The following is a 22,176-nucleotide window of genomic DNA, read 5'->3' as shown; positions in this document are numbered from 1 at the left end:
GGTTCTCAGGCGGGCTGAACGAGATTAGCCAAGAGGCGGAAGGCACCGGGAATGAGCTTGTCCAGTTGATGGTGCAGAACGAGCGCAGAATGGGTATGCCGCCCGCGCCCGACGCGGGCTGAAATCAGCGAACCATTGAGCGGGCTCTCACCCGGATCATTGAGTGACAGAAGCTCTTCATAGGCGGGATCGTAGTCGGCTGCGAAATAGAGTCCTCTCTCCTTGTCCCAGCCCTCCCAATCGCTCGCGTTGATCCTGTTCGGAGAGGTCAATAACGGATGATCCGGTTTCAGAACCGTCACTGGAGCGGAAGGATCGGTCACACGCCAGCGCAGCGACGGCGAGCCGATGACGAGTCGGCGTGGCGGCGTCCGGTCCGGGTTCCAGCCATCCGTCGGACGATGGTAGAGCGTCACCAAATGCCCGCCCTCCTCCACGAACCGATGCAACCGGCCGTTCCCGTCTTGCAGGTCGCGCCTGAGCCCGAAGGCAAAGATGCCGATGACGATGGTGGTGAAATCGGCAAGGGATCCGGTTTTCAGATCCCCCTCCGCGAGATCCGTCACATCGAGCCCGAGGCGACGCATATGCATCCCGACATTGTCGCTGCCGCCACCGACATATCCGACTCGGGCGCCTTTCGGCAGAGCGACATCGAGCGTCAGAATTTTTAGCTCCGCCGGCGCAACGAACGGAACCGGCTGGATGTGCGGATAGGCGATGGTTCGCACGGAACTTGCCGGTCTGCCATCGAGGATCGGAACGAGAGTTGAAACACCGGCCCTCTCTTGCTGCGGAGGATCAATGACCCAATCACTGTCTTGGCGCCGAACGCTCCAGCCTTTCGGCGCCTGCCAGTCTGTGGGCGCTGCGCCCGTGACTTGGACACGGATGCTGGACGCCGGTGCATAGACCCTCATGATCGCGAAAGCCGGATCGAGCGACAGGGATTGTTGCGGGCCGATCATAAGGGATGTCTCGGGATCGAGATCGATCTCGATCCTGCGGCCGTCGAGATCACCGCTCACACAAAGACCGGCCTCGCCATTGCCGCCCATGGGATCGAACGCTGGCGGGTAATGTCCCGTATAAGAAGCCTTCTCCGGAATTGCGACGTCATAGCGAACGCATCTCGGTTCGCGGAAAACTTCCTTGACTTCGACCCCTTCGGGAAGCCGAGGCTCGACCGAGAGGTTCGCAAGGCTGGGCGCATCGATGGAGACCTTCAGCTCGACCTGCGCTCCCGGATATCCCGCTCCGTGGAATACCGCCCTTGCGGCGTTCGCGTTCGCTTCGAAAAGTGTAACATCGATCTCGCGAAGCTTGCGGTTGAGACGATGCCCTAATTGGTCGATGACGGGCCGATCCATGCCCTTCCGTGCGCCCTCAATCAACCGCGCCGCGTGAGAGAGCGAAGCGCTGATGAGCCTGCGATCGGGAAACGCCGCGACGGCTGCATCAATGCATTCCTGTGCTTCATGCAGGGCAGCACTTGCCTTTTCCGTCAGGCCCGGCGTTTCCGCGAGATCGCGAAGCCCCCCAGGCAGGTGATCGCGGATGTCGCGCTCCAGGTCCGGCGAAGCGCCGGCATGCCGCTTCAGATGAAGGCTCCACTGATCGATGGGATCGTCGCGCCACTCGCCCATGCCCTGTGAGGCATGCGCAGCACGGGACCACTCGCCGAGTTGCTTATAGGCCAATCCGGTAACGGCATCGCCGCCAACAATCTGGATGTCTAAGGTTGCAGGCGGCGGCGGCACTTCGTCGTCATAGGCGTAGCCCGCCCCGGACCATGCAGGCAGATAGAATTTGGACACCTGCCACGGCGCGAGGCCCAATTCCGCGTGTTCCGGAAAGGCTGCGGGATCGGCCGCCAGATTCAGTGCCTTTTCGGCGGCGCGGGTCATCGCGCGATGGTGGCCGTGCTGGCCCGGCACGTCCAGGAATGTTGGAATCACGATGTCGGGCCGATATTGGCGATAGCACCGGACAAGCCGTTCGACGATCCGTTCCTCGCCCCATCGCCGGAGAGTGTCGTCACCGTTCTTGGAGAAGCCGAAATCGTGAATCGGATCGCCCGGACCATGACCGAGCCATGCCACATCGGCATCGATGCGGCGTGCGGCCTCCTCCATCTCGGCCGTTCGCAAAGCGCCGAGCGCGCCGCCCCGCTCCGGCCCGAGCGCGTTCTGCCCACCTTCGCCCCGCGTCGAGCAGGCCACTACGGTCCGGATGCCGTAAGCAAAACGCAGAGCTGCTAGCAGGCCGTTGATCTCGTCGTCCGGATGCGCACCAATGTTCATCACGGTCAGCGTGGATCTTAACCGGCTTAGGGCCCGATGCAGACGAACCGGCGCCGGCTGATGGACGGCGCGGGCAAGACGGTCATGGTCACCCAGCAAGAGAAACCTCCTCTGCGGGTTGCTCCCGGTGAGCGGCGTGCGCGGTATCAAGACGGGGCGTCATCGTTTCCAGAAGCGGCAGGGCGGCAGCACCCAGGGCAGCCGTCAGTCGCCCTGTCTTCCCGCCGATCAGGCGCGCCTCGCTCCGGTTCCTTCGGCTCGCGACAGAGAGAGGGAGCGGCTGCATGGTTCGAGTAAGATCGTCCAGGAGACTTGGCGGAAGAGCGCCGCCGATCACGACGGCCTCGGGATCGAAGAGATTTTCGAGCATGGCGATCTGGGGTGCCAGATAGCCGGCCGCCTCCTGGATCCACGTCTCGACGACGGGATGCTTCTCGTGGTGCAGCCGCTCCAGATGCGCGTAATCGACCCGGCGGATTCCAGCCGCCGCCAGTCTCTCGGTGAGAGCTTGAAGCGAGGCGTAAGCCTCGAGGCAGCCATGCTGCCCGCATGAGCAGAGGCGCCCGCCTTTTTCCACCAGCACATGCCCTATTTCGCCCGCATTGCCGTTGGCTCCGCGGTAAGGACGGCCGTCAATCATGATGCCGAGTCCAAGGCCCCGCCCGAAATAGATCAGGCAAAAGTTCTTAAACGCCTTGGCTGCCCCGTAGAGACGCTCTCCTACGGCCGCTGCCGTAGCATCGTTTTCGAGGGCAATCGGAGCGCCCAGCATGTGGCCCAACTCGGCGGACGCGTCGAAGTCCAGCCATCCCGACAGAGTTGTCGGTCCGACGGAGGTCATGCCCTCGACGTTGAAAGGCCCTGGCATCACCACACCGACTCCCAAGAGCTGCGGCGCCGGGGACTTCAACTGCGCCTGAGCCGCTGTAATCTCTGTCTTGATGGCGGGAAGCACGGCCTCAGGGTCATTTCGCGGAATGGAAAGGGTGCGCTGCGCACGGACCCGACCACCAATATCGACCAGCAGCGTAGAAATGTGATCGGCAGCGATCTCGACTCCGGCCGTCATGCCGCCCTCAGGATTGACGGCGAATTGGATCGGCGGCAGGCCACGACCTGCCCTGAGCCTCTCTCCCCTGATCAGCAATCCATCGGCGACAAGCTCCTCGACGATGTTCGAGACGGCCTGCGTGCTCAGATGTGCATGCCGGGAGATTTCCATCCGACCGACCGGTCCGAACTGGCGGACGACATCCAGCACCACGCGCCGGTTGTGAGAGCGATTCCGCTCCGGATTGCTGCCGATCGTCGACTGGATTCCAGCCTTTGGTCTCTTCGACATCTCCAAACTCCACAACGCTGACGATGAACCGAGGCCACGAATAACTCAAGTGGATTATCTTATTGACAGTTCCTGGACTCTGGGTGAGCCTTGGCCACGGAGCGGTCCTTCAGAAGGCCGTCACCGGAGAGATGTCGGCGCCTCGCGCCAGAAAAAACGGAGAGGGATATGCGTTTTCGTCAGTTGCTCGCGAGCGTCGCCTTGGGCGTCGCCACACTCGCCACCACCGGAGCGAAGGCCGTCGAGATCGAATACTGGCAGTATGTCTTTGACACGCGCGTCAAGGCGATGAACCAGCTGATCGCGAAGTTCCAGGAAGCCAACCCTGACATCAAGGTCAAGCAGACCACCTTCCCCTATGCCGACTACCAGACGAAAGTCGCCGCCGCGATTCTTGCCGGCCAGGGCCCGGACGTGGTGCAGCTCTATTATGGCTGGCTCGACAATTTCATTGGCGGCAAGATGATCCGTCCACTGCGCGCGGAAGCATTCCCAGCGGCGGACATCGAGCGCGACTTCTTCCCGATTGTAAGCGCCATGAAGCGCGGCAACGATTATTACGGCCTGCCAACAGCGGTGCGATCCCTCGCGCTGTTCTACAACAAGAAGGCCTTCAAGGATGCGGGCCTCGACCCCAACAACCCGCCTAAGACCCTCGACGAACTCGTCGCCGCAGCCGAGAAGACGACCAAGCGCGATGGCGGCGGCAACATTGTTTCCGCGGGGATCACTCTCGATATGGGTGGACAGGATCAGCATTGGTGGCGCGAAGTCCTGGTCCGTCAGTTCGGCGGCGCTCCCTACACGGACGGCGATTCCAAAGTTGCTTATAACGACGAAGCCGGACTGAAGGCGCTCACGTTCTACACGGACCTTCAGAAGAAGCAGAAAGTCGGCCAGGTCGGCTTCATGGATGAAGGGCAAGCCGCCTTCCGTGCCGGCCTCGCTGCGATGACCATCGACGGCACGTTCCGCCTGGGCTCCTTCAACTCGATCAAGGCCTTCGAGTGGGGCGTAACCGAGCTCCCCGCCAATGCCCAGGGTGTGCGCAGCACCTTTGCGAGCTACTTCGCCAACGCGATCACGACGAAAGCCGAGGGCGAGAAGCTTGCCGCCGCTGAGAAGTTCCTGGCCTACGTGTCCTCGCCAGAGGCCATGAAGATCTGGCTGGAGGTTGTCGGCGAGTTGCCGGCGCGGCGCGCCTCGGCCCTGACACCCGAGAATGTTGCAAACCCGATCTACGGCCCGTTCCTCAAGGGTCTGGAGTATGCTCACACGACACCGTTCAAAGATGAGCTGGCCCAGCGGCAGATCGCCATCGACATGGTCAACCGAGTGCTGATCAACGGCGAGGACCCCAAGACCTCGCTCGCGAAGGCGGCGGAAGCCGAGCAGGCGATCCTCGATCGCGCCAAGCGCTAAGGCAATCTCCGCTAGGAAGAAGCGTATGTCCGCAACTGCACAGCAAGAGGCCGCCCCAGGCGGCCTCTGGTCGAGGATAAGCCTTGGCCAGAAACAGGTGATATGGGCGTGGGGCTTCCTCGCGGCTCCTCTTCTCTTCTACGTCATCATCCGCTTCTGGCCGACCTTTCAGGCCTTCTACCTCTCGGTCACGGACTGGACGCTCACCAAGCCCGCCTCCTTCGTCGGGTTCGAGAATTACCAAAGACTGTTCAACGATCCGCTGTTCTGGCAGGTGTTCCGCAACACCTTCATGTACCTGATTCTCGGTACGCCGATCAGTCTGCTGATCTCCTTCGTGGTGGCCTATTACCTTGATCGGGTGCGGTTCATGCACTCGTTCATCCGCGCGCTGTATTTCCTGCCGTTCCTGACCACAGCCGCAGCGATGGCCTGGGTTTGGCGCTGGTTCTACCAGCCGGTTCCCATTGGGGTGATCAACGATGTCCTCGCGAGCTTCGGCATCCCGCAGCAGCCTTTCCTGCGCTCGACCTCGCAGGCGCTGCCGGCGGTGCTCGCCCCCGCCGTGTGGGCCGGTCTCGGTTTCCAGGTCATCATTTTCCTCGCGGGCCTGCGCGCTATCCCGGTCACCTACTACGAAGCTGCCCGCATCGACGGCCTGTCGGAAGGAGCGATCCTGCGCCGGATCACGCTCCCGCTGCTGAAGCCCACCCTGGTCTTCTTGGTGGTGTTCTCGTCCATCGGCTTCCTGCGCATCTTCGACCAAGTCTACAACATCAACACAAACGATCCCGGCGGTCCCCTCAACTCCACCAAGCCCCTGGTCCTGATGATCTACCAGACGGCCTTCAGCTCCTATGAAATGGGATATGCCGCTGCGCAGACCGTCGTCCTGTTCATGATCCTTCTCGTGATCTCCCTTGTCCAACTGCGCCTCATGAGGGACCGCTGATGAGAGCTGATGCCCCCTCCCAAGCCCTGCCGATGTCACGGATCAAGCCCGGACGGATCGTCGCCTGGACGCTCCTGTTCATCGGCGGCGTCATCATGGTGACGCCTCTGCTGTTCATGCTTTCGACCTCCCTCAAGGATGCGTCACAGGTATATGACCTCCGTGTGATCCCGGAAGCCCCAACCCTCGACAATTACATAGAGATCCTCAGCGACGGCCGCTTCACGCGCTGGTTCGTCAACTCGACGATCATCGCAATCATCGTCACTCTCTCGAACGTCTTCTTCGACAGTCTCGTCGGCTACACGCTGGCGAAGTTCCGGTTCCGCGGCCGGTACATCGTCTTCATCGCCATCCTGTCCACCCTGATGATCCCGACCGAGATGCTGGTCCTGCCCTGGTATCTCATGGCCAGCCAGTTCGGATGGGTCGACAGCTACTGGGGCATCATGTTTCCAGGGATGATGACGGCCTTCGGCACGTTCCTGATGAAGCAGTTCTTCGAAGGCGTGCCGGACGATTTCCTGGAGGCAGCTAGGATCGACGGGCTCAACGAGTTCACCATCTGGTGGAAGATCGCCATGCCCCTGGTGACCCCTGCCCTGTCGGCGCTGGCGATCTTCACCTTCCTCGGCAATTGGACGGCCTTCTTCTGGCCGCTGATCGTGACCACGAGCGCCGAGCTCTACACCCTGCCGGTCGGCCTCTCCAGCTTCGCGGTGGAGCAGTCGATCCAGTGGGAGAAGATCATGACGGGTGCGAGCATCGCAACCCTTCCCACCCTTGTCGTCTTCCTGTTCCTCCAACGCTACATCGTCCGGGGCGTCATGCTGGCCGGACTCAAAGGCTAAAGCCGATGCCAGCCGCCACCTTCAACGACACCTCCGTCTTCCCGGATCCGGTCTACAAGGAAACCGTCCTGCGCCCGCTCTTCGACGGCGCGAAGGATCATCATGTGGAAGGCTTCCGCCTGATCGACCGGGCTCATCTCGTGATGCTCCACGAAACCGGAATCCTGACCATCGAGCAGGCTCGTCCCATCGCTCAGGCGCTCGAAACCATCGATCGCGAGATCGATGTGAGCGCCCTCACCTATACGGGCGAGGTGGAGGATTTCTTCTTCCTGATGGAGAAAGAGCTGCGCAAGCGCCTGGGGCCTGATCTCGCCGGCCGGCTGCATACGGCGCGCTCCCGCAACGATATCGATCACACCCTGTTCAAGCTGGGCCTCAAGCACCGGATTGATCCCCTGCTGGAGCGGCTTGTCCGGTTGGCGGAAACCCTGGCATCGGTCGCCGAGCGCGAGAGCGACACGCTCATCGTCGCCTATACCCATGGCCAGCCGGCACAGCCGACCGTCTTCGGCCACTATCTTTCTGCCGTTCTCGAAACCCTGCTGCGCGACATCGCCCGGCTCGAGGCTGCCCGAGACATCGTCGACCGCTCCCCGATGGGCGCCGCCGCGATCACCACAAGCGGCTTTCCCATCGACCGGGATCTGATGGCCCATCTCCTGGGCTTCAGCAGGCCGCTGCAGAATTCCTACAGCTGCATCGCCTCGATCGACTATATCACGTCCACCTATTCGGCGATTGCACTGGCGTTCCTTCACCTCGGCCGCTTCATCCAGGATCTTCAGTTCTGGACGAGCTTCGAGGTGGGGCAGGTCTATGTCCCGAATGCCTTCGTGCAGATCAGCTCGATCATGCCCCAGAAGCGCAATCCCGTTCCCATCGAGCACATGCGCCATCTATCCTCCCAAACGGTGGGGCGAGCGCAGGCGATGCTCACGATCATGCACAATACGCCTTTCACCGACATGAACGACAGCGAGGGCGAGAGCCAGGGTTTCGGCTATGGCGCCTTCGAGAGCGGAGGCCGCATTCTCGACCTGCTGGCTGCCCTCGTTCCGGCCCTGAGCATCAATCCGGAGCGGGTGCGCCAGAACATCCGCCGCAGTTGCATCACGGTCACAGAGCTTGCCGACAGCCTGGTGCGTCAGGAGGGCTTGTCGTTCCGCGAGGCGCACGAGATCGCCGCTGAGGTTTCACGCGCAGTGGTCGCAGTCGGCGGCGACATTGCCGAGGACGGCTATGAGGCGTTCCAAGAGGCTTTCGAGCGCTGTGCGGGCAGAAAGACGAAGATCGAACGAGCCTTGTTCGCTACGATCGTTTCACCGGAAAATTTCGTCGCCGTTCGCGACCGCTTCGGCGGGCCGGCGCCGCGGGCATTGTCTGAGGCAATTACCGGCTACAATCAGGAGATCGCCCGCATTCGCGACCGGATGCGGGAGGCGAACCGACAGGCCGAGGCGTCAGCCAAGGATCTCCAATCCCGTTTCAACGCACTTCTCGGAGCCCGCTAATGGCGACCATCAAACTCGATCGCCTCGTCAAGCGCTATGGACAGGCCACCGTCGTCCATGGGATCGACCTCTCGATTCAGGACGGTGAATTCGTCGTGCTGGTTGGCCCATCGGGCTGCGGCAAGTCGACGACGCTGAGGATGATCGCAGGGCTTGAAGAGATCAGCGGCGGCGAGATCCGGATCGACGGACGTGTCGTCAACGACCTTCAGCCGAAGGACCGGAACATCGCCATGGTGTTTCAGAACTATGCCATCTATCCTCACATGACCGTGGCCGACAACATCGCCTTCGGCCTCTACCGCTCCAAGCTCTCGAAGAGCGAGAAGCGTCAGCGCGTCGAGCAGGTCGCCGGGACGCTCGGCCTCTCGCAGCTCCTGGATCGTCGCCCGTCGGCACTTTCTGGAGGCCAGCGCCAGCGCGTCGCCATCGGACGGGCGATGGTACGCGATCCGGCCGCCTTCTTGTTCGACGAGCCTCTCTCCAACCTCGATGCTCAGCTGCGCACCCAGATGCGCATCGAGATCAAGCGTCTCCATCATCGGCTCGGCACGACCTCCGTCTTCGTCACCCATGATCAAGTGGAAGCCATGACCATGGCCGACAGGATCGTGGTGATGCGCGACGGTCGGATCCTCCAGGTCGGAACGCCATTGGAACTCTACGAAAGACCGGTCGACATCTTTACCGCGCGGTTCATCGGAAGCCCGACGATGAATCTGCTTCCGGCCTCGTTGAAAGAAGGTCGGGCCGATCTATCGGGCGGCAGTTCCGTCAAGATTCCATCCTTGTCCTCATCGTCCTCCGAAATCCTGATTGGTGTCCGTCCGCAGGATCTCGCGCTGGGGCTATCAACCGGAATGCCGGGCTTCTCCATATCGGGTACGGTCGTCGTGGTGGAACCCCTGGGCTCCGAAACCCTCGTCCACATCGAGAGCAGCGATCAGACCGTCATCGGCTCGGCGCCCGGACGGCAGATTCCGAAGATCGGCGAGCCGATGACCCTGCATGCTCCGGCGGAGAGGCTTTATTATTTCGACAAGGTGACAGAGAAGGCCTTGGCAGCCCAATGACCGGGACGACCCTTCAGAAGAACAAGGTTCTGTGCCTTGGACGCACTTATTGCGACATCATCTTCACAGGCCTGCACGATATGCCGACGCTCGGCCGCGAGCGCTTTGCCAAGGACGTGACCATCGTTGCAGGCGGCGGGGCCTATATCACCGCAGCTCATCTTGCATACCTCGGCCGGGCGGCAGCATTGCTCACGCGCCTTGGAACCGACCCTCTCTCACAGGCTCTTAATCCAGAGCTTGAAGCGAGCGGCATCGATCTCGGCCTCGTCGAGCATTCTCACGACGCAGGGCCCCAGCCGACTGTCGCCCTAGTAAAGGACGGCGAGCGCGCCTTCATTTCCCGACGCGCCGGAACCTCCAGGCCTGCTACTCTAGAGAAGGCGCTCTCCACGCCCGGCATCGTGCATTTGCATATCGCGGAGTTCGCGACCCTCAAGGAAAATCCGGACGTGGTCGCCATAGCGAAGGATCGAGGCCTGACCGTCTCCCTCGATCCGAGTTGGGACGATCAGCTGATCCGTCGGGACAGCGGCTTCTTCGAGACCTGTTCAGGCGTCGATCTCTTCCTGCCTAATGTCGAGGAAGGGAAAGCGCTGACCGGCGAAACTTCGGAAGAAGCCATCCTGCGCCATCTGCAAGCACATTTTCCGTTGGTCGTGCTGAAGCGCGGCGAACACGGCGCCATGGCCTCCCACGCATCGACCTTCATCTCGGCGGAGGCCCTTCCCGTCGACGTAATTGACACGACTGGCGCGGGCGATGCGTTCAACGCCGGTTTTCTGCATTCCTGGCTTACGACACCTGATCTGGAGAGGAGCCTAGTTGCGGGGATAGAGGCAGGTGCCCGCTCCGTCCAATCAGCGGGCGGAGCACCGACGCGGTTATTGTAAGGGGTACAGTTAAGCACCTCTATGAATGCCTGCTATGGGTCAAAATTTCACGTTCCGGCCGCTTCACGAACGTCGGCACTAGAGTGTCGAAGCGGACCAAATGCTTACGTCTCAGGAGTGCTGATTTCGTTGAAAAAGTCCTCGTGATTGGCGGCGGATCGTGATTCCCTGAAGAGGCATTCTCAGCAGGAGGATCGGGCCATGATGGGCGAGCGTCTCGTGATGCAGGAGAGCCTATTCTATGAGTTCCGGCTCGAGGATCACGTCCCCTGCGATCACCTCCTGCGGCGCATCGACCGCTTTGTCGACTGCTCCGGGCTGCGCCAGCATCTCGCCGGCTATGACAGCACCACAGGCCGCCCCTCTGTCGATCCCGAACTGATGATCCGCATGCTGCTGATCGGCTACTGCCTCGGCATCCGCTCCGAGCGACGCCTATGCGAGGAGGTGCACCTCAATCTTGCCTACTGGTGGTTCTGCCGCCTGGGCCTGGAGGGCAAAGTGACGGATCACTCCACCTTCTCCAAGAACCGGCACGGGCGCTTTCGCGAGAGCGACTTGTTCCGCCACCTGTTCGAGGTGGTGGTGCAGCGCTGCCTGGACGAGGGGCTGGTGGGTGGTGAAGGGTTTGCGGTCGATGCCAGCCTGATCCAGGCTGATGCCAACAAGCAGCGCTCTCTGGCAGGCGCCGACTGGAGAGCCCAGGATCACACCGAGGCAGCGCCGCGGGCGGTGCAGGAGTATCTCGCTACATTGGACGAAGCCGCTTGGGGTGCAGCGACAGACGTTGAGCCGAAGTTCGTCTCTCCCTCGGATCCAGCAGCCCAGTGGACCGGTGCCATGCGCGGTCCGGCGTTCTTTGCTTATGCGGACAACTACCTCATCGACCTCAAGGCCGCCGTAATCGTGGATGTCGAAGCTTCCAGAGCGGTGCGGCAGGCCGAAGTGGGCGCGGCTCGCACCATGCTGGAGCGCACGGCTGAACGCTTCAGTCTCAAGCCCGAGCGGCTGGCGGCGGACAGTGCCTATGGCTCGGCCGAGATGCTGCACTGGCTCGTGGACGAGCAGAAGATCGAGCCGCATGTCCCCGTCATCGACAAGTCCGAGCGCCAGGACGGCACCCTCTCACGGGCGGACTTCACTTATGATCCTGAAGCGGACGCCTACACCTGTCCTGAAGGCAAGACGCTGACGACCAGCGGCACGGTTGTGAACGAGGGCACGACGCGCATCTATCGAGGCAGCACGTTCGATTGCGGCTCCTGTCACCTCAAGGAGAAGTGCTGTCCCAATACGCCGGCGCGCAAGATCCCGCGCAGCATCTACGAGCATGCCCGGGAGGTCGCCCGAGTGCTGGCCGGCACGCTGGCCTATGAGCGGTCACGTCAGGGGCGCAAGCGCATCGAGATGCTGTTTGCCCATCTCAAGCGGATCCTGAAGATGGGACGCCTGCGGCTGCGCGGTCCGTGCGGGGCTCAGGACGAGTTCCTGCTGGCAGCAACGGCTCAGAACCTGAGGAAGCTCGCCAAGCTGATCACCCCATCAGAGCCTCAGATGACCCAAGCAGCCTGAGGACGGGCCGGGGAACGGCTCGGCGTGCCCCTCGCTTCCGCAAACAAAGCTTCGCCGCCGCGTCAGACAATTTGAGCGCCGACTTTGTCAACGCAATCTGCCAGGAGCGAACCTTTATGTTTCACATGGCAATCTCGCGGGAGGCGGACTGCGAAACAGGTATCATCCGGGTCCGCGGTGATGGTCATGGTAGGTTGCGCAAATGAAAACTGTCAGGCCGGGCGATGCGGAGCTGAGCCTGGGCGTACCGCCAGCTACAAGCCGATCCGGCTTCAATCATCGGTCCGCAGCCGATGACTGATCCCTGTCTCGGTCAGGATATAGTGCGGTTGCTCTGGATCCGGCTCCAGCTTTCCTCTCAAGGATCGCACGTAGATACGAAGGCACTGCAAGTCTCCCTTCACCCCCCAACCTTCTCCACGATGGCACGACGGGTCAGTCTCATGCCTGCATGAGACACCAACAGGCGCAGAATGACAGTACCGTTGAGGGTAAGCTCCTGGCGGTGTCTGCTGAGTCCAACGCGCCTGAGGCGACCCTGCTCCGAATCGTCGATCGGATCTAATGCACCGGCGTCGAGTTGTCCTCTGGCCAACCTGAACCAAAGGCACCGCACGATGGCCGACCCAGCTCCGGCCCCTCCAACCCCGCCAGCCCTCCAGCCCGCAGGGTCTCCGATCTTGACAGCCGGCGGCATTGTGCTGGCGATCGCAGGCCTCTACTTCGGCCGCGATCTCTTCGTGCCCTTCGCCCTGGCCATTCTCTTGAGCTTCGCCCTGACGCCGCTGGTCAACTGGCTCAGACGCTGGAAGCTGCCGCGGATAGCAGCCGTGCTCGTGGCTGTGACGCTTGCCTTCATCCTGATCGCAGGCATTGCTTTCGTGGTCGGACGCCAGCTCGTTCAACTCGCCGACAACCTCCCGATCTACCAGACCACCATCACCGGCAAGATCCGCTCGTTGCAGGCCTCCGCTCCTGGCGGGGGGATCGTGGACAAGGTCACGACGACCATCCAGGATGTCGGCAAGCAGATCTCCGGAGAGGAGCCCCCTGACACCCCTCCGGCGCAGGCACCCGAATCCAGGCTCGGCAGCGGCACACCGCAGGAGCCCGTCACCGTGCGGCTCGAAGCCCCGCAGGCCAAGCCGCTCGAGATTATCCAAGCTGTCGTTGGTCCGTTGCTGGCGCCGCTCGCCACCGCTGGCCTCGTCATCATCTTTGTGATCTTCGTGCTGCTCGAGCGCGAGGACCTGCGCGACCGCTTCATCAAGCTGGCGGGCGCCGGCGACCTCCAAAAGAGCACTCAGGCCATCAATGATGCCGCCGCCCGGGTCAGCCGGTATTTGCTGATGCAACTCGTGGTGAACCTGACCTACGGCATCCCGATCGGCATTGCCCTCTACTTCATCGGCGTGCCGAATGCCCTGCTATGGGGCCTACTGGCGGCGGTGCTGCGGTTCATTCCCTATCTTGGCCCCTTCCTAGCTGCCCTCTTCCCGATTGCTCTAGCAATCGCGGTCGATCCCGGCTGGACAATGCTGTTTTTGGTCGTAGGCCTGTTCCTTGTCGCCGAGCTAATCAGCAACAACGTCATCGAGCCATGGCTCTATGGTTCGAGCACCGGGCTTTCGTCACTGGCCATCATCATGGCGGCGATCTTCTGGACCAGTCTCTGGGGCCCGGTCGGGCTGTTCCTCGCGACGCCCCTGACGGTGTGCCTCGTGGTCATCGGCCGCTACGTACCCCAGCTCGAATTTCTCGGCATCCTCCTCGGTAGCGATCCGGTGCTTGCTCCCGAGGAGCGACTCTACCAGCGCCTGCTGGCCGGCAACCTCGAGGAAGCGGTGGAGATGGCCGAGGATTACGTCGACGAGCACTCCTCGCGTGAGCTTTACGACAACGTAGCCATTCCGGCTCTCCGCTTGGCCGAGAACGACCGCCAGCGCAGCACCACCGACACCAACTACCGACGGCTCGTTGCCGACACAGCGATCTGTGTCGTGCGCGAGGTCGAAGATCATATCCGGGAGAAGGCCACTTCCAGCGATGATGCGGAGGCGGGCGAAAATCCCGTACCAGCGGCCCGCGAGGCGCAGCCCGCGACCGTCCTCTGCGTGGCAGGGCGCACCGAACTCGACCGCGCGGCGGCAGAGATGATGGCGCAGGTGCTCGAGGAGAGCGGTATCGGTGCCCGAGTCCTGCCGCCGATCGCCGTCAGCCAGGGAGCCCTGGGGCAGCTTGAGCTGCAAGGTGTGGACGTGGTGTGCCTGTCCTACCTGCATCCCCAGCCGCAGGTCTATGCCCGGTATATCCACCGCCGCCTGCGCCGCCGGGCACCGCACATGAAACTCGTCGTCTGCTGCTGGAATCTCGCAACTGGGATGGGGCAAGCAGATGAATTTAAGAAGCAGATGGCAGCCGATGCAGTCTTCGTCTCGCTCGAGGCCTGTGTCGAGCAGGTGAAAGTGTGGGTCCGCCGCCCGGCAGCGCCCGGTGAAGCGCCTCTGGTCCTTCCTGATATCGAGCAGGCGCAGATTGCGGCGCTGCATAACCTCGGTTTGGCCTCCGTGCAAGGCCGCCAGTTCGACGAGGCATCGAGGAAAATCGCGCAGGCGTTCGATGTACCTCTTGCCCTTGTGTCCTTCGTGGATGATGTGCATCGGACACCGCCCAACGCGGTAGGACTGACCCAGGAAACGCAGGTCACGCAGCAGACTCCTCATCAGGAATCGCTCGACGCCCACGTGATTGCGGCGAATGAGGTGCTGGTGTCCGGCGACGTGACCAAGGATCCCCGCTTTGCCGACGATCCGCTCGTGCTGGAGAAGGGCATTCGTTTCTACGCCGGGGCTCCGCTGCGGACCTCGGCGGGACTGGTGATCGGCACCCTGTGCGTCATCGACACGCGGCCACGCGAGTTCTCGGAGCCGAATTGCCGACGCCTCCAGGATATGGCTGACGAACTGATGAGCCAGATCGAGCGTCGCCCTGTGGAAGACACGAGCAGGCCCCGACCCAACCCCGTCACGGTCGCTGGCACGACGTGAGACATTCCTCTGATGCGGCTCACATCACAGACACGCCACTGCGGACAAACTTACATTAGGGCGTAAAGTCCGGATTGGGTCAGGAACCGAGATTTCCTGCGCTTTCGCAGCGTCCGGTTCAACGAGGATTGCTGCCTTCTGGCTGAGGTCTCAGGCGTACCAACAGCGGTCCTTCCGGCCTAGGGCTAGTCTGCTAGGGCGGCCTCACTCGAAGAGGGCATGTGTGCGGTGACCCAGGTCCACGAGCGTATCGCAGCGTGTAGGTCCTTGCAGGTCTCCGGCAGCGCCCATTGCTCGTAGCTGGTCGCCAACACACAGCGGATGCTGCGGTCCAGTGTTTCGAGGATCAATCGATCTCCAATAGTGTCGGGCGTCCGGCAGCAGAGGCAGTAGGGGCACACCAAGCTGCTGGGTGGTGTTCAGCAGGGCGCAGACGCCTCCATACCTCCTCCGTAACGGCCTCCCACGCTCCCCTCACCCACAGCATATCCCAACCCTACTGTCATAATCCGTCAGCCTCCCGTGCTAAGGTCGACGCATGTCACGTGCCGAACGCCTTTTCGATCTCTTGCAAATCCTTCGCCGTCACCGTCGCCCGGTGAGCGGGGCGGTGCTGGCACGGGAGGCAGGGATTTCGCTGCGCACGCTCTATCGTGACATCGCCTCGCTTCAGGCCATGGGCGCGCAGATCGAGGGCGAGCCGGGGCTCGGCTATGTGTTAAAGCCCGGCTTCCTGCTCCCTCCTCTCATGTTCTCCGCCCAGGAGATCGAGGCGCTGGCGCTCGGCCTGCAATGGGTCGGGCGGCGCACCGATGAGGGGATGGGACAGGCGGCACGCAACGTCATGGCCAAAGTCGCCGCCGTGCTTCCCGCTGACCTGCGCGAGCGCATGGAGGACGACGCTCTTGTGATCGGTCATGGCTGGGACCGACCGCAGCCCATTGATCTTGCGCTGCTCCGGCGTGCGCTGAGCGAAAGCCGGAAGCTGTCCATCCGCTACACCGACGAAAAGGGCGCGCGCTCCAAGCGGATCATCTGGCCCGTGTCGATCGGGTTCTTCGAATCGACCCGCGTGTTGGTGGCCTGGTGCGAGTTGCGGGGAAGCTTTCGGCATTTCCGCACTGACCGGATCGAGGCGGCGGAAATCCTGCCCGAACGCCTGCCCCGGCCGCGCCGTCATCTCATGAAAGAATGGCAGAAAACGCTACTGCCAGAATCTGACAGCAGCACACGCTATTCAGTCCCCTGTTCACACCGCACTAGGGAGACACCCATGAGTCAGGATATCAAGAGCGCAGACCTCGTCTTCTACACCAATCCGCAATCGCGCGGGAACATCGTGCACTGGATGCTGGAGGAGATCGGCTGTCCCTACACCCTCAGGGTGCTGGAATATGGGACCACGATGAAGACGCCGGAATACCTCGCCGTCAATCCCATGGGCAAGGTGCCGGCGATCCAGCACGGCGGGGTCGTCGTGACGGAGGCCGCCGCCATCTGCGCCTATCTGGCTGACGCCTTCCCCGAGGCGGGCCTTGCGCCGGAGCCAAAACATCGCGGCGACTATTACCGCTGGCTCTTCTTCACCGCCGGCTGCCTGGAGCCCGCCGCCACCAACCACCTGACCGGCTGGAATCCTTCTCTCGATCAGGAAATGAGCTTCGGCTACGGCTCCTATGCGCGGGTACTCGACTCGCTCTCCGCTTGGCTCAAGGGCCGCATCTATGTGGCAGGCGACCGCTTCACGGCCGCCGATGTCCTCCTCACCAGCCAACTGCAATGGGGCATGGTGTCGGGCATGATCGAGAAGCGCCGCACCTTCGAGGCCTATATCGAAGCGCACGTCCATCGCCCCGCCGCGAAACGTGCGGACGAGCAGATCGAGACGATGATGGTGCAGAAGGCTGGGCAGGCGGCGTGAGAGCCTCCCCTCACTGAAACTCTTGAACAGAGTGTCGTCCTGCCGGCCACGACGGCGAGACGACACGTGCCCTGCTCAGTGCCGGACCCCACACAAGTCAGAAGTGGAACACCTGAAGGTCTCCTCGGGGTCCTCTAACTTGCATTGATGGTCTGCTTGTCGGCAGTGACCTGCCCTTGCCTCTGGGAGGGCATAAGGATTTGCGGGGCACCAAGTTGTTGATCTGTTTCAAGTGCCCGTCATCTCGACGCGTTTACCTGCCCATCGATAGGAGCTGCCCCACGAAACCTCATGCTCTCCGATCTCTTACATGACGATCGACCAGCAATGGCGGCCTCCTACCCTGGGCAGTAGCGGTGCCCCACAAGCAGCACGTCATTCTCGCTCCAGCTAACCCACATGGTCGATCAGCGCGACTTAGTACGAAACAAGAGGTCGGGTTACCACTCGAATACGGATGTTGCGCCCCAGAGGTCGCACTGAGTTCATTCAATCACTTTGTCAGTCCGCATGAGTAGTTTGGGCGGGCTCGTCACTCCAATGGTGCGAGCCATCCGCAGATTGAGGGACAGCTCAAAACGGGTTACCTTTTCAATCGGAATATCGCCCGGATGAGCACCTTTCAGGATCCTGTCAACATAGAGAGCGAGGCGGCGGATTAGGCTCGCATAATCTGCCGGATACGCAATGAGACCGCCCAGTTCCGTGAACCAGGCGCCGCAAGACATCAGAGGTAGCTGTTCGGCCAGAGCTCCATCGGCAACGTGCTTGGCCTCAGAGGCAAACATAACGTCGGGAAGAACAAAGAAAGCCTGCGCGCCCTCAGCCTTCATCTGATGAATGGCGCCATCCAGTGCGCTCGGCTCCTGCACTTGGCGCACAACGAGCATGATACCAAGGAGTTTGGCGGCGTTGCGTGTGTCCGTCTCGAAGGGGAGATAGGACACATCCGGGTTCGCCAACACACCAACGGATGAGATCCCTGGGATCATGTCCTTGAGCAGTTCCGAGCGCTTGCCATCCAGCTCGGTGGCGTAATAGGTCAAGCCTGTTAGATTGCCTCCCGGCTTTGCGAGGCTTTGGGCCAGTCCGGAGCCAACTGGGTCTCCGCTCAAGATCGTGACGTTCGGAACAGTTTGGGGCACCGACCGTGCGATATGCCCGGCGGGCTCAGATTCTGAGACAAGCACATCAACTGGCAGCTTCACTAGGTCAGACATTGCCGGTGCCAGGCCTTCATACCGTTTCCCTGTCAAAGGGCACTCAATGACAATGTCCTCACCCGGCTTGCGGCCTAGGTCCTTCAGGCCAGCGATCAGGTCCGGCATCTCGCAGGTATCCTATGCGAGCAAGCCGATCCTGGAATAGCTGATGGAAGATTGAGCAACGGCCGATGCAGAGAAGCTGATCGCGGCGAGACAGGTGAGAGCACTCGTGCAGAGGCGCGTTGGCATCCTCCTATGTCCGGAGCCAACGAACGCTGAGTGTGAAGCCCAGTATACAGCCAAGCGCAGCCAGACGCACACTTTTCGGGCCCTGGGGCGCGTGTCTCCAGGGCGAGTGGGAGCCTTACCTTGTGAATGGGATTGAACCAGCCAGGTAATGTCCGGACTGGGTCACCCACGGACGTAGAGTTGTGGTTTCTAAGGGTCCGGGGTTTATTGCCTTTCGGATGTTGCTCCTGATCCGATGCTCCCCACATCACCCTTGCTGTGGAAGGCTCGCCCTTCGACATGAAGGACAACCTCAAGAAGCGGGGTTACCGCTGGAACGATGGCACGAACGGCCGTCCCAAGTCCTGGTTCATCGAGATTGCCGAGGATACGTATGAGGCGGAGATGAAGTTCCTGCGGCAGGAGATCTACCGCCGGGACGTGGAGCCGTTTTCTCAACGGATCACGGCTTTCGAGAGATTCAGGGCGGTCTCATGACCTCTTCGGGAGGTCACGAAGATATTCGTGTTGCCCACACCCCGGTCGGCTCGGTGCCCGCATGTGTTCGTCTCCGAGAGCGATCAATGGACTAGCCTCTCAGTCACATCTGACGAGCACGCTGATGCCGCTGGCTATATCGGCTAGATCGGGCGGCGAGAGGCGTGACGCATGAGAGGCAGCTGGCACCTCAACCCGAGCGCTCTCCAAGAATGTGGCCAGCGCTCCTGCCTTGATGGCGAAGTTCACATTCTGGGGGACATCCCCAATGGCAACTACTGTTTTGAGGGCGTTGAGCTTGGATGTCACCACGCCGACGACATTACCGCTCTCATCCAGCAGTGGCCCACCGCTGTTCCCTGGCTGAACCGGAGTTGAGATCTGGAGAAAGCGACTATCGTCCCCAATGCCGGCCAGCGCGGTCACGTTGCCGAGGGTGAAATTGCCTGAACTCGCCAGGACACTGTTGAGCGGAAAACCGAAGGCCGCAACGGCTTCCCCTAGACGAACGCCTGCTCGGACAGTCGCGAACTTGTCCGACGATCGTTCGGCCTTCAGCAGTGCCAGGTCATTGGTCGTGTCTTGGGCCAGGATCCTCGCAGAAAGGGGCGAACCGTTGGAGGGCTTGATCTGGACGGAAGTGCAACCCTCGATCACGTGGTTGTTCGTGACGACATGCCCCTCCCGGGTGACGAAGAAGCCTGTCCCCGAGGACGTACGCTTCTCCTCCTTCGGTGCCGCGTTTGGTGCGACAGGGGTGGGTCGCGCGACCGCAACACTTTCCGGCTGGGAAGCCGGGGCAATTCTCGGAATGTATCCCTCCTCCTCGAGGTGCTTGCGGAGGGCTACCGGGAACTCGATGGTGCGCTCCTTTCCGTCCGGACAGGATCCGCCCACCCTCGCCACCGTGCACTCGGTCAGCGGCCAATCGGTGCCCCGGTCGTACAGGGGCAGCATCCGGTTCCAGCCATCGTCGAACTCGCCCACAATGGCTTTTGTCGCCACCCAAGCTGCTAGGAACCCGTTCGAGCGCCACAGGCTCGGCTCCCTGCTGGCGAGATACTCGATCCGGTAGAGTTCCTGGCGCATGTAGGGACGGAAGGCCGGGTGCGCCGTCACATCAATGAGACGGTCACCGGAAAGCTTCGAAATGCTCTCAGGTGCCCAGGATCCCGCATACGGCGCGAAGGTGTAGAGGAAGCTCTGGTCGATGCTCAGCAGTTCTGCTGCGCCATCGCCGTCGATGTCATCGAAGGTGTAGCCGCCGTCCCCGTCGATGGTCTTGCCCTGGACAACACGCCACTCGTTGCCAACCTTCGTGGCGATCTTGGTCACAGTGCAGCAATGCGCGCCGCCCCAGAAGGACGAAAAGACGACCTGGGGCTCTACGCTTGAGGGGTCGAGGCGCACGACGGAGACCTCGGCATTCGGCACCTCGTTCGAGCTTTCTTCAAGGCGCGCCGTGAAGGCGACGCGACCGTTCACGGCCCCGGACAGGACGGGGAAGCGTCCGCTCTCCGTTCCATTTGCAAGGCTCGATACATTGAGCACTAGTTCGCCGGAGCGCAGATTGACCTGCTTCGCGCCATCGTACTTTGCCTGGATCAAAGGCTTGAAGGTCGAAGGCTTCCACACCTCGGCGACATAGCCTTGTCCTCTGGTGATGATAGTGTCGCCGGGGATTTCGCCCGTGCGGACCAGCGCTTCCTTGTAAGCCCGGGGGTTCGGAATGCGCTCTGGTCCGGCGACAATGGCGTACCATCCGTTCGTCGCCTGCATAACCCGCACGGTCGGAAAGCGCCACCGGTATGCGTGGGCGACGCCGATGGCTTCATCGAGGCTCTGTCTGCTCGCCAAAGCAACCCAGCGAGCGTCACCCGAGAGTGTGAAGGAACCGGCTAAGGCCGATGAACTAAGCGCACAGATCGCAACGCTAGCGGCAATGAAAACAAAACGCATGGCACCCCCCGGCAGTCGCTACTCAGCCAACCCACTGCTGACCTGTCAACTCAGAACAACTGCGGAGACGGGTTGGTCTACTCAAATCCGACGAGCCGCTGTCCTGCTCGTGTAGTTCCGCGAGCTTGCTTTTCACGAGTTGCTTAATCAGATTCTTGATCTGGCTGAGAGGCAGCCCATAGGCTGCCAGCTGCTGCACGAATCCTGTGATCTCAGGATCATGCGGCTGATATTCCGACCAAATTTCCTATTAGTGATCCTTGGTATGGTCCATATCGTGGTTTTAGGAGACCACCTTTGGAGCAGCAAGCCAGCCCGTTTCTGTGAGGCACATTCGTCCCAGAGTGAAACTGGCAAGCTGCAGGAAATGCCTTCTTTGGAGCGCCCGACCAAAATGATCGACACACAAGCCCGCTTGGAAGCCAACTCTCTGATTGATTGCCTCGTCGCTGACGGGGACAAATTTCCAGCCGACGCAGCACGTCGCCTCATTGATTTGATCCCGGTCGCTCCGCGGGCACGGGTATCATTTATTGGCCGGTTCTCAGGGAAAGGTCCTGATGTGAAGGGACATGCGGCGGGGATCGGCGATGTAAAACTGGAAGGTGATCGCACTGAAAAGAGTCTGACCCTCAACACCCCGCAGTCTCACAAAATCGGCGGCTATACGGTCACTCATACGCCCGGACAGATCAGGATCGAGTTGATGTGGGCCGAGACGAAACCGGATCAGACCGGACAGAGTTGCTCGTTGGAATACGACCCTGTCACGCGGCACCCCAAAGCAATGCAGATCGCGACCCAAAAAACATTGACTTTCCTCTTCCTGAGCTTTGGCTATGTCACATACGTGTCCTGGAAGACGCCTGAGAGCGCCTGTTCAACACTGTATGGTTGAATGAGCAGAGATCCCGCTCGGCTTGACGGTTCAGAGTAAGCACCAGACGACAGCAGGCACGACGTCCCTCCGTGACGTTGGTTGAGGCCGATTTTAGCGGGGCGGTGCCGGTGTATTCGAGGCCGGCTCAGGCACCGTCGCGCCGCTCCGGAGAGATGCCGAGCGCCTGGGTGTGCGCAGGGTTCTCGTCCTCTCGACGCCCGGCCGAGGCGAGGCGCAGGCCCGCCGGGTCGCCGCCCTGCTGGGCGACCTGGCCGTCGGGGCCCATGCCGGGACGGTCATGCACACGCCCGTCAAGGCGACCGACAAGACCTTGGAGGTCGTGCAGGAGTTGCAGGCCGATGCCGTCGTGGCGGTCAGCGGCGGCTCGACAACCGAGCTTGGCAAAGCGATCGCGCTGCGCACGGATCTGCCCCAGATCGTGCTGCCGACCACCTATGCCGGATCGGAGATGACGCCGATTTTGGGCGAGACCACCCTTCGACCGCAAGGGTGATT

The 22,176-nt window shown here is 61.6% G+C and carries 15 protein-coding genes and 1 pseudogene; 12 read left to right on the top strand and 4 right to left on the bottom strand.

Annotation, left to right across the window (positions count from 1 at the left end):
* Positions 1-5: 5 nt before the first annotated feature.
* Both BLP10_RS18845 and BLP10_RS18840 read right to left on the bottom strand, forming a co-directional pair.
* Complete coding sequence (locus BLP10_RS18845; protein ID WP_091138125.1) at positions 6-2,402, bottom strand: PIG-L family deacetylase; 2,397 nt, start codon at positions 2,400-2,402, stop codon at positions 6-8.
* Positions 2,392-3,645 (bottom strand): ROK family transcriptional regulator, encoded by a 1,254-nt coding sequence (locus BLP10_RS18840; RefSeq protein WP_091138122.1) that lies wholly within the window; start codon positions 3,643-3,645, stop codon positions 2,392-2,394. The genes BLP10_RS18845 and BLP10_RS18840 overlap by 11 nt, the downstream gene beginning before the upstream one ends.
* 168 nt (positions 3,646-3,813) lie before the next feature.
* On the opposite strand from BLP10_RS18840, the gene BLP10_RS18835 reads away from it, so the two are divergent.
* From BLP10_RS18835 to BLP10_RS18795, 9 genes are all read left to right on the top strand, one after another.
* Positions 3,814-5,067 (top strand): sugar ABC transporter substrate-binding protein, encoded by a 1,254-nt coding sequence (locus BLP10_RS18835; protein ID WP_091138120.1) that lies wholly within the window; start codon positions 3,814-3,816, stop codon positions 5,065-5,067.
* 25 nt (positions 5,068-5,092) lie between these two features.
* The gene (locus BLP10_RS18830; protein ID WP_091138118.1) at positions 5,093-6,019 is read left to right on the top strand and encodes a carbohydrate ABC transporter permease; all 927 of its coding nucleotides are present in this window, start codon (positions 5,093-5,095) and stop codon (positions 6,017-6,019) included.
* Positions 6,019-6,870: a carbohydrate ABC transporter permease gene (locus tag BLP10_RS18825; protein WP_091138115.1), complete on the top strand. Its 852-nt coding sequence runs from the start codon at positions 6,019-6,021 to the stop codon at positions 6,868-6,870. The genes BLP10_RS18830 and BLP10_RS18825 overlap by 1 nt, the downstream gene beginning before the upstream one ends.
* A 5-nt stretch (positions 6,871-6,875) precedes the next feature.
* The gene (gene argH, locus BLP10_RS18820) at positions 6,876-8,384 is read left to right on the top strand and encodes an argininosuccinate lyase (protein ID WP_091138113.1); all 1,509 of its coding nucleotides are present in this window, start codon (positions 6,876-6,878) and stop codon (positions 8,382-8,384) included.
* Positions 8,384-9,457 carry an ABC transporter ATP-binding protein gene (locus tag BLP10_RS18815; RefSeq protein ID WP_091138111.1) on the top strand — a complete coding sequence of 358 codons (1,074 nt, stop codon included), beginning with the start codon at positions 8,384-8,386 and terminating at the stop codon, positions 9,455-9,457. Before argH ends, BLP10_RS18815 begins: the two co-directional genes overlap by 1 nt.
* Complete coding sequence (locus tag BLP10_RS18810; protein WP_091138109.1) at positions 9,454-10,350, top strand: carbohydrate kinase family protein; 897 nt, start codon at positions 9,454-9,456, stop codon at positions 10,348-10,350. The genes BLP10_RS18815 and BLP10_RS18810 overlap by 4 nt, the downstream gene beginning before the upstream one ends.
* Positions 10,351-10,551: 201 nt before the next feature.
* Entirely contained in the window at positions 10,552-11,922 is a 1,371-nt protein-coding gene (locus BLP10_RS18805; RefSeq protein WP_091138233.1) for a transposase, read from the top strand.
* A 680-nt stretch (positions 11,923-12,602) separates the two neighbouring features.
* Positions 12,603-14,969: an AI-2E family transporter gene (locus tag BLP10_RS18800; protein WP_244510692.1), complete on the top strand. Its 2,367-nt coding sequence runs from the start codon at positions 12,603-12,605 to the stop codon at positions 14,967-14,969.
* Positions 14,970-15,507: 538 nt separating this feature from the next.
* On the top strand, positions 15,508-16,890 hold the full coding sequence (locus BLP10_RS18795) for an HTH domain-containing protein (protein WP_091138104.1): 1,383 nt from the start codon (positions 15,508-15,510) through the stop codon (positions 16,888-16,890).
* A 485-nt stretch (positions 16,891-17,375) separates the two neighbouring features.
* Here BLP10_RS18795 and BLP10_RS18790 read toward each other — a convergent pair whose 3' ends face one another.
* Positions 17,376-18,218, bottom strand: coding sequence for an ABC transporter substrate-binding protein (locus BLP10_RS18790; RefSeq protein ID WP_244510691.1), 843 nt, complete (start codon positions 18,216-18,218; stop codon positions 17,376-17,378).
* Between the two features lie 405 nt (positions 18,219-18,623).
* Here BLP10_RS18790 and BLP10_RS18785 point away from each other — a divergent pair, with 405 nt between their 5' ends.
* Positions 18,624-18,821 carry a hypothetical protein gene (locus BLP10_RS18785; RefSeq protein ID WP_175493972.1) on the top strand — a complete coding sequence of 66 codons (198 nt, stop codon included), beginning with the start codon at positions 18,624-18,626 and terminating at the stop codon, positions 18,819-18,821.
* A gap of 99 nt (positions 18,822-18,920) precedes the next feature.
* On the opposite strand, the gene BLP10_RS18780 is transcribed toward BLP10_RS18785, so the two are convergent.
* Entirely contained in the window at positions 18,921-20,780 is a 1,860-nt protein-coding gene (locus BLP10_RS18780; protein WP_091138101.1) for a S1C family serine protease, read from the bottom strand.
* Between the two features lie 220 nt (positions 20,781-21,000).
* Here BLP10_RS18780 and BLP10_RS23260 point away from each other — a divergent pair, with 220 nt between their 5' ends.
* Together BLP10_RS23260 and BLP10_RS18770 are read left to right on the top strand one after the other, a co-directional pair.
* The gene (locus BLP10_RS23260; protein ID WP_210183641.1) at positions 21,001-21,678 is read left to right on the top strand and encodes a hypothetical protein; all 678 of its coding nucleotides are present in this window, start codon (positions 21,001-21,003) and stop codon (positions 21,676-21,678) included.
* 136 nt (positions 21,679-21,814) lie between these two features.
* Positions 21,815-22,174 (top strand): annotated as a pseudogene (locus tag BLP10_RS18770) (iron-containing alcohol dehydrogenase); the annotation flags it as partial.
* Between the last annotated feature and the right edge of the window lie 2 nt (positions 22,175-22,176).

The sequence above is a fragment of the Microvirga guangxiensis genome (assembly GCF_900102135.1).
GTDB classification, from domain to species: Bacteria; Pseudomonadota; Alphaproteobacteria; order Rhizobiales; family Beijerinckiaceae; genus Microvirga; species Microvirga guangxiensis.
The sequence above is the reverse complement of the archived record's forward strand: the minus strand, read 5'-3'. Positions and strand labels throughout refer to the sequence as shown.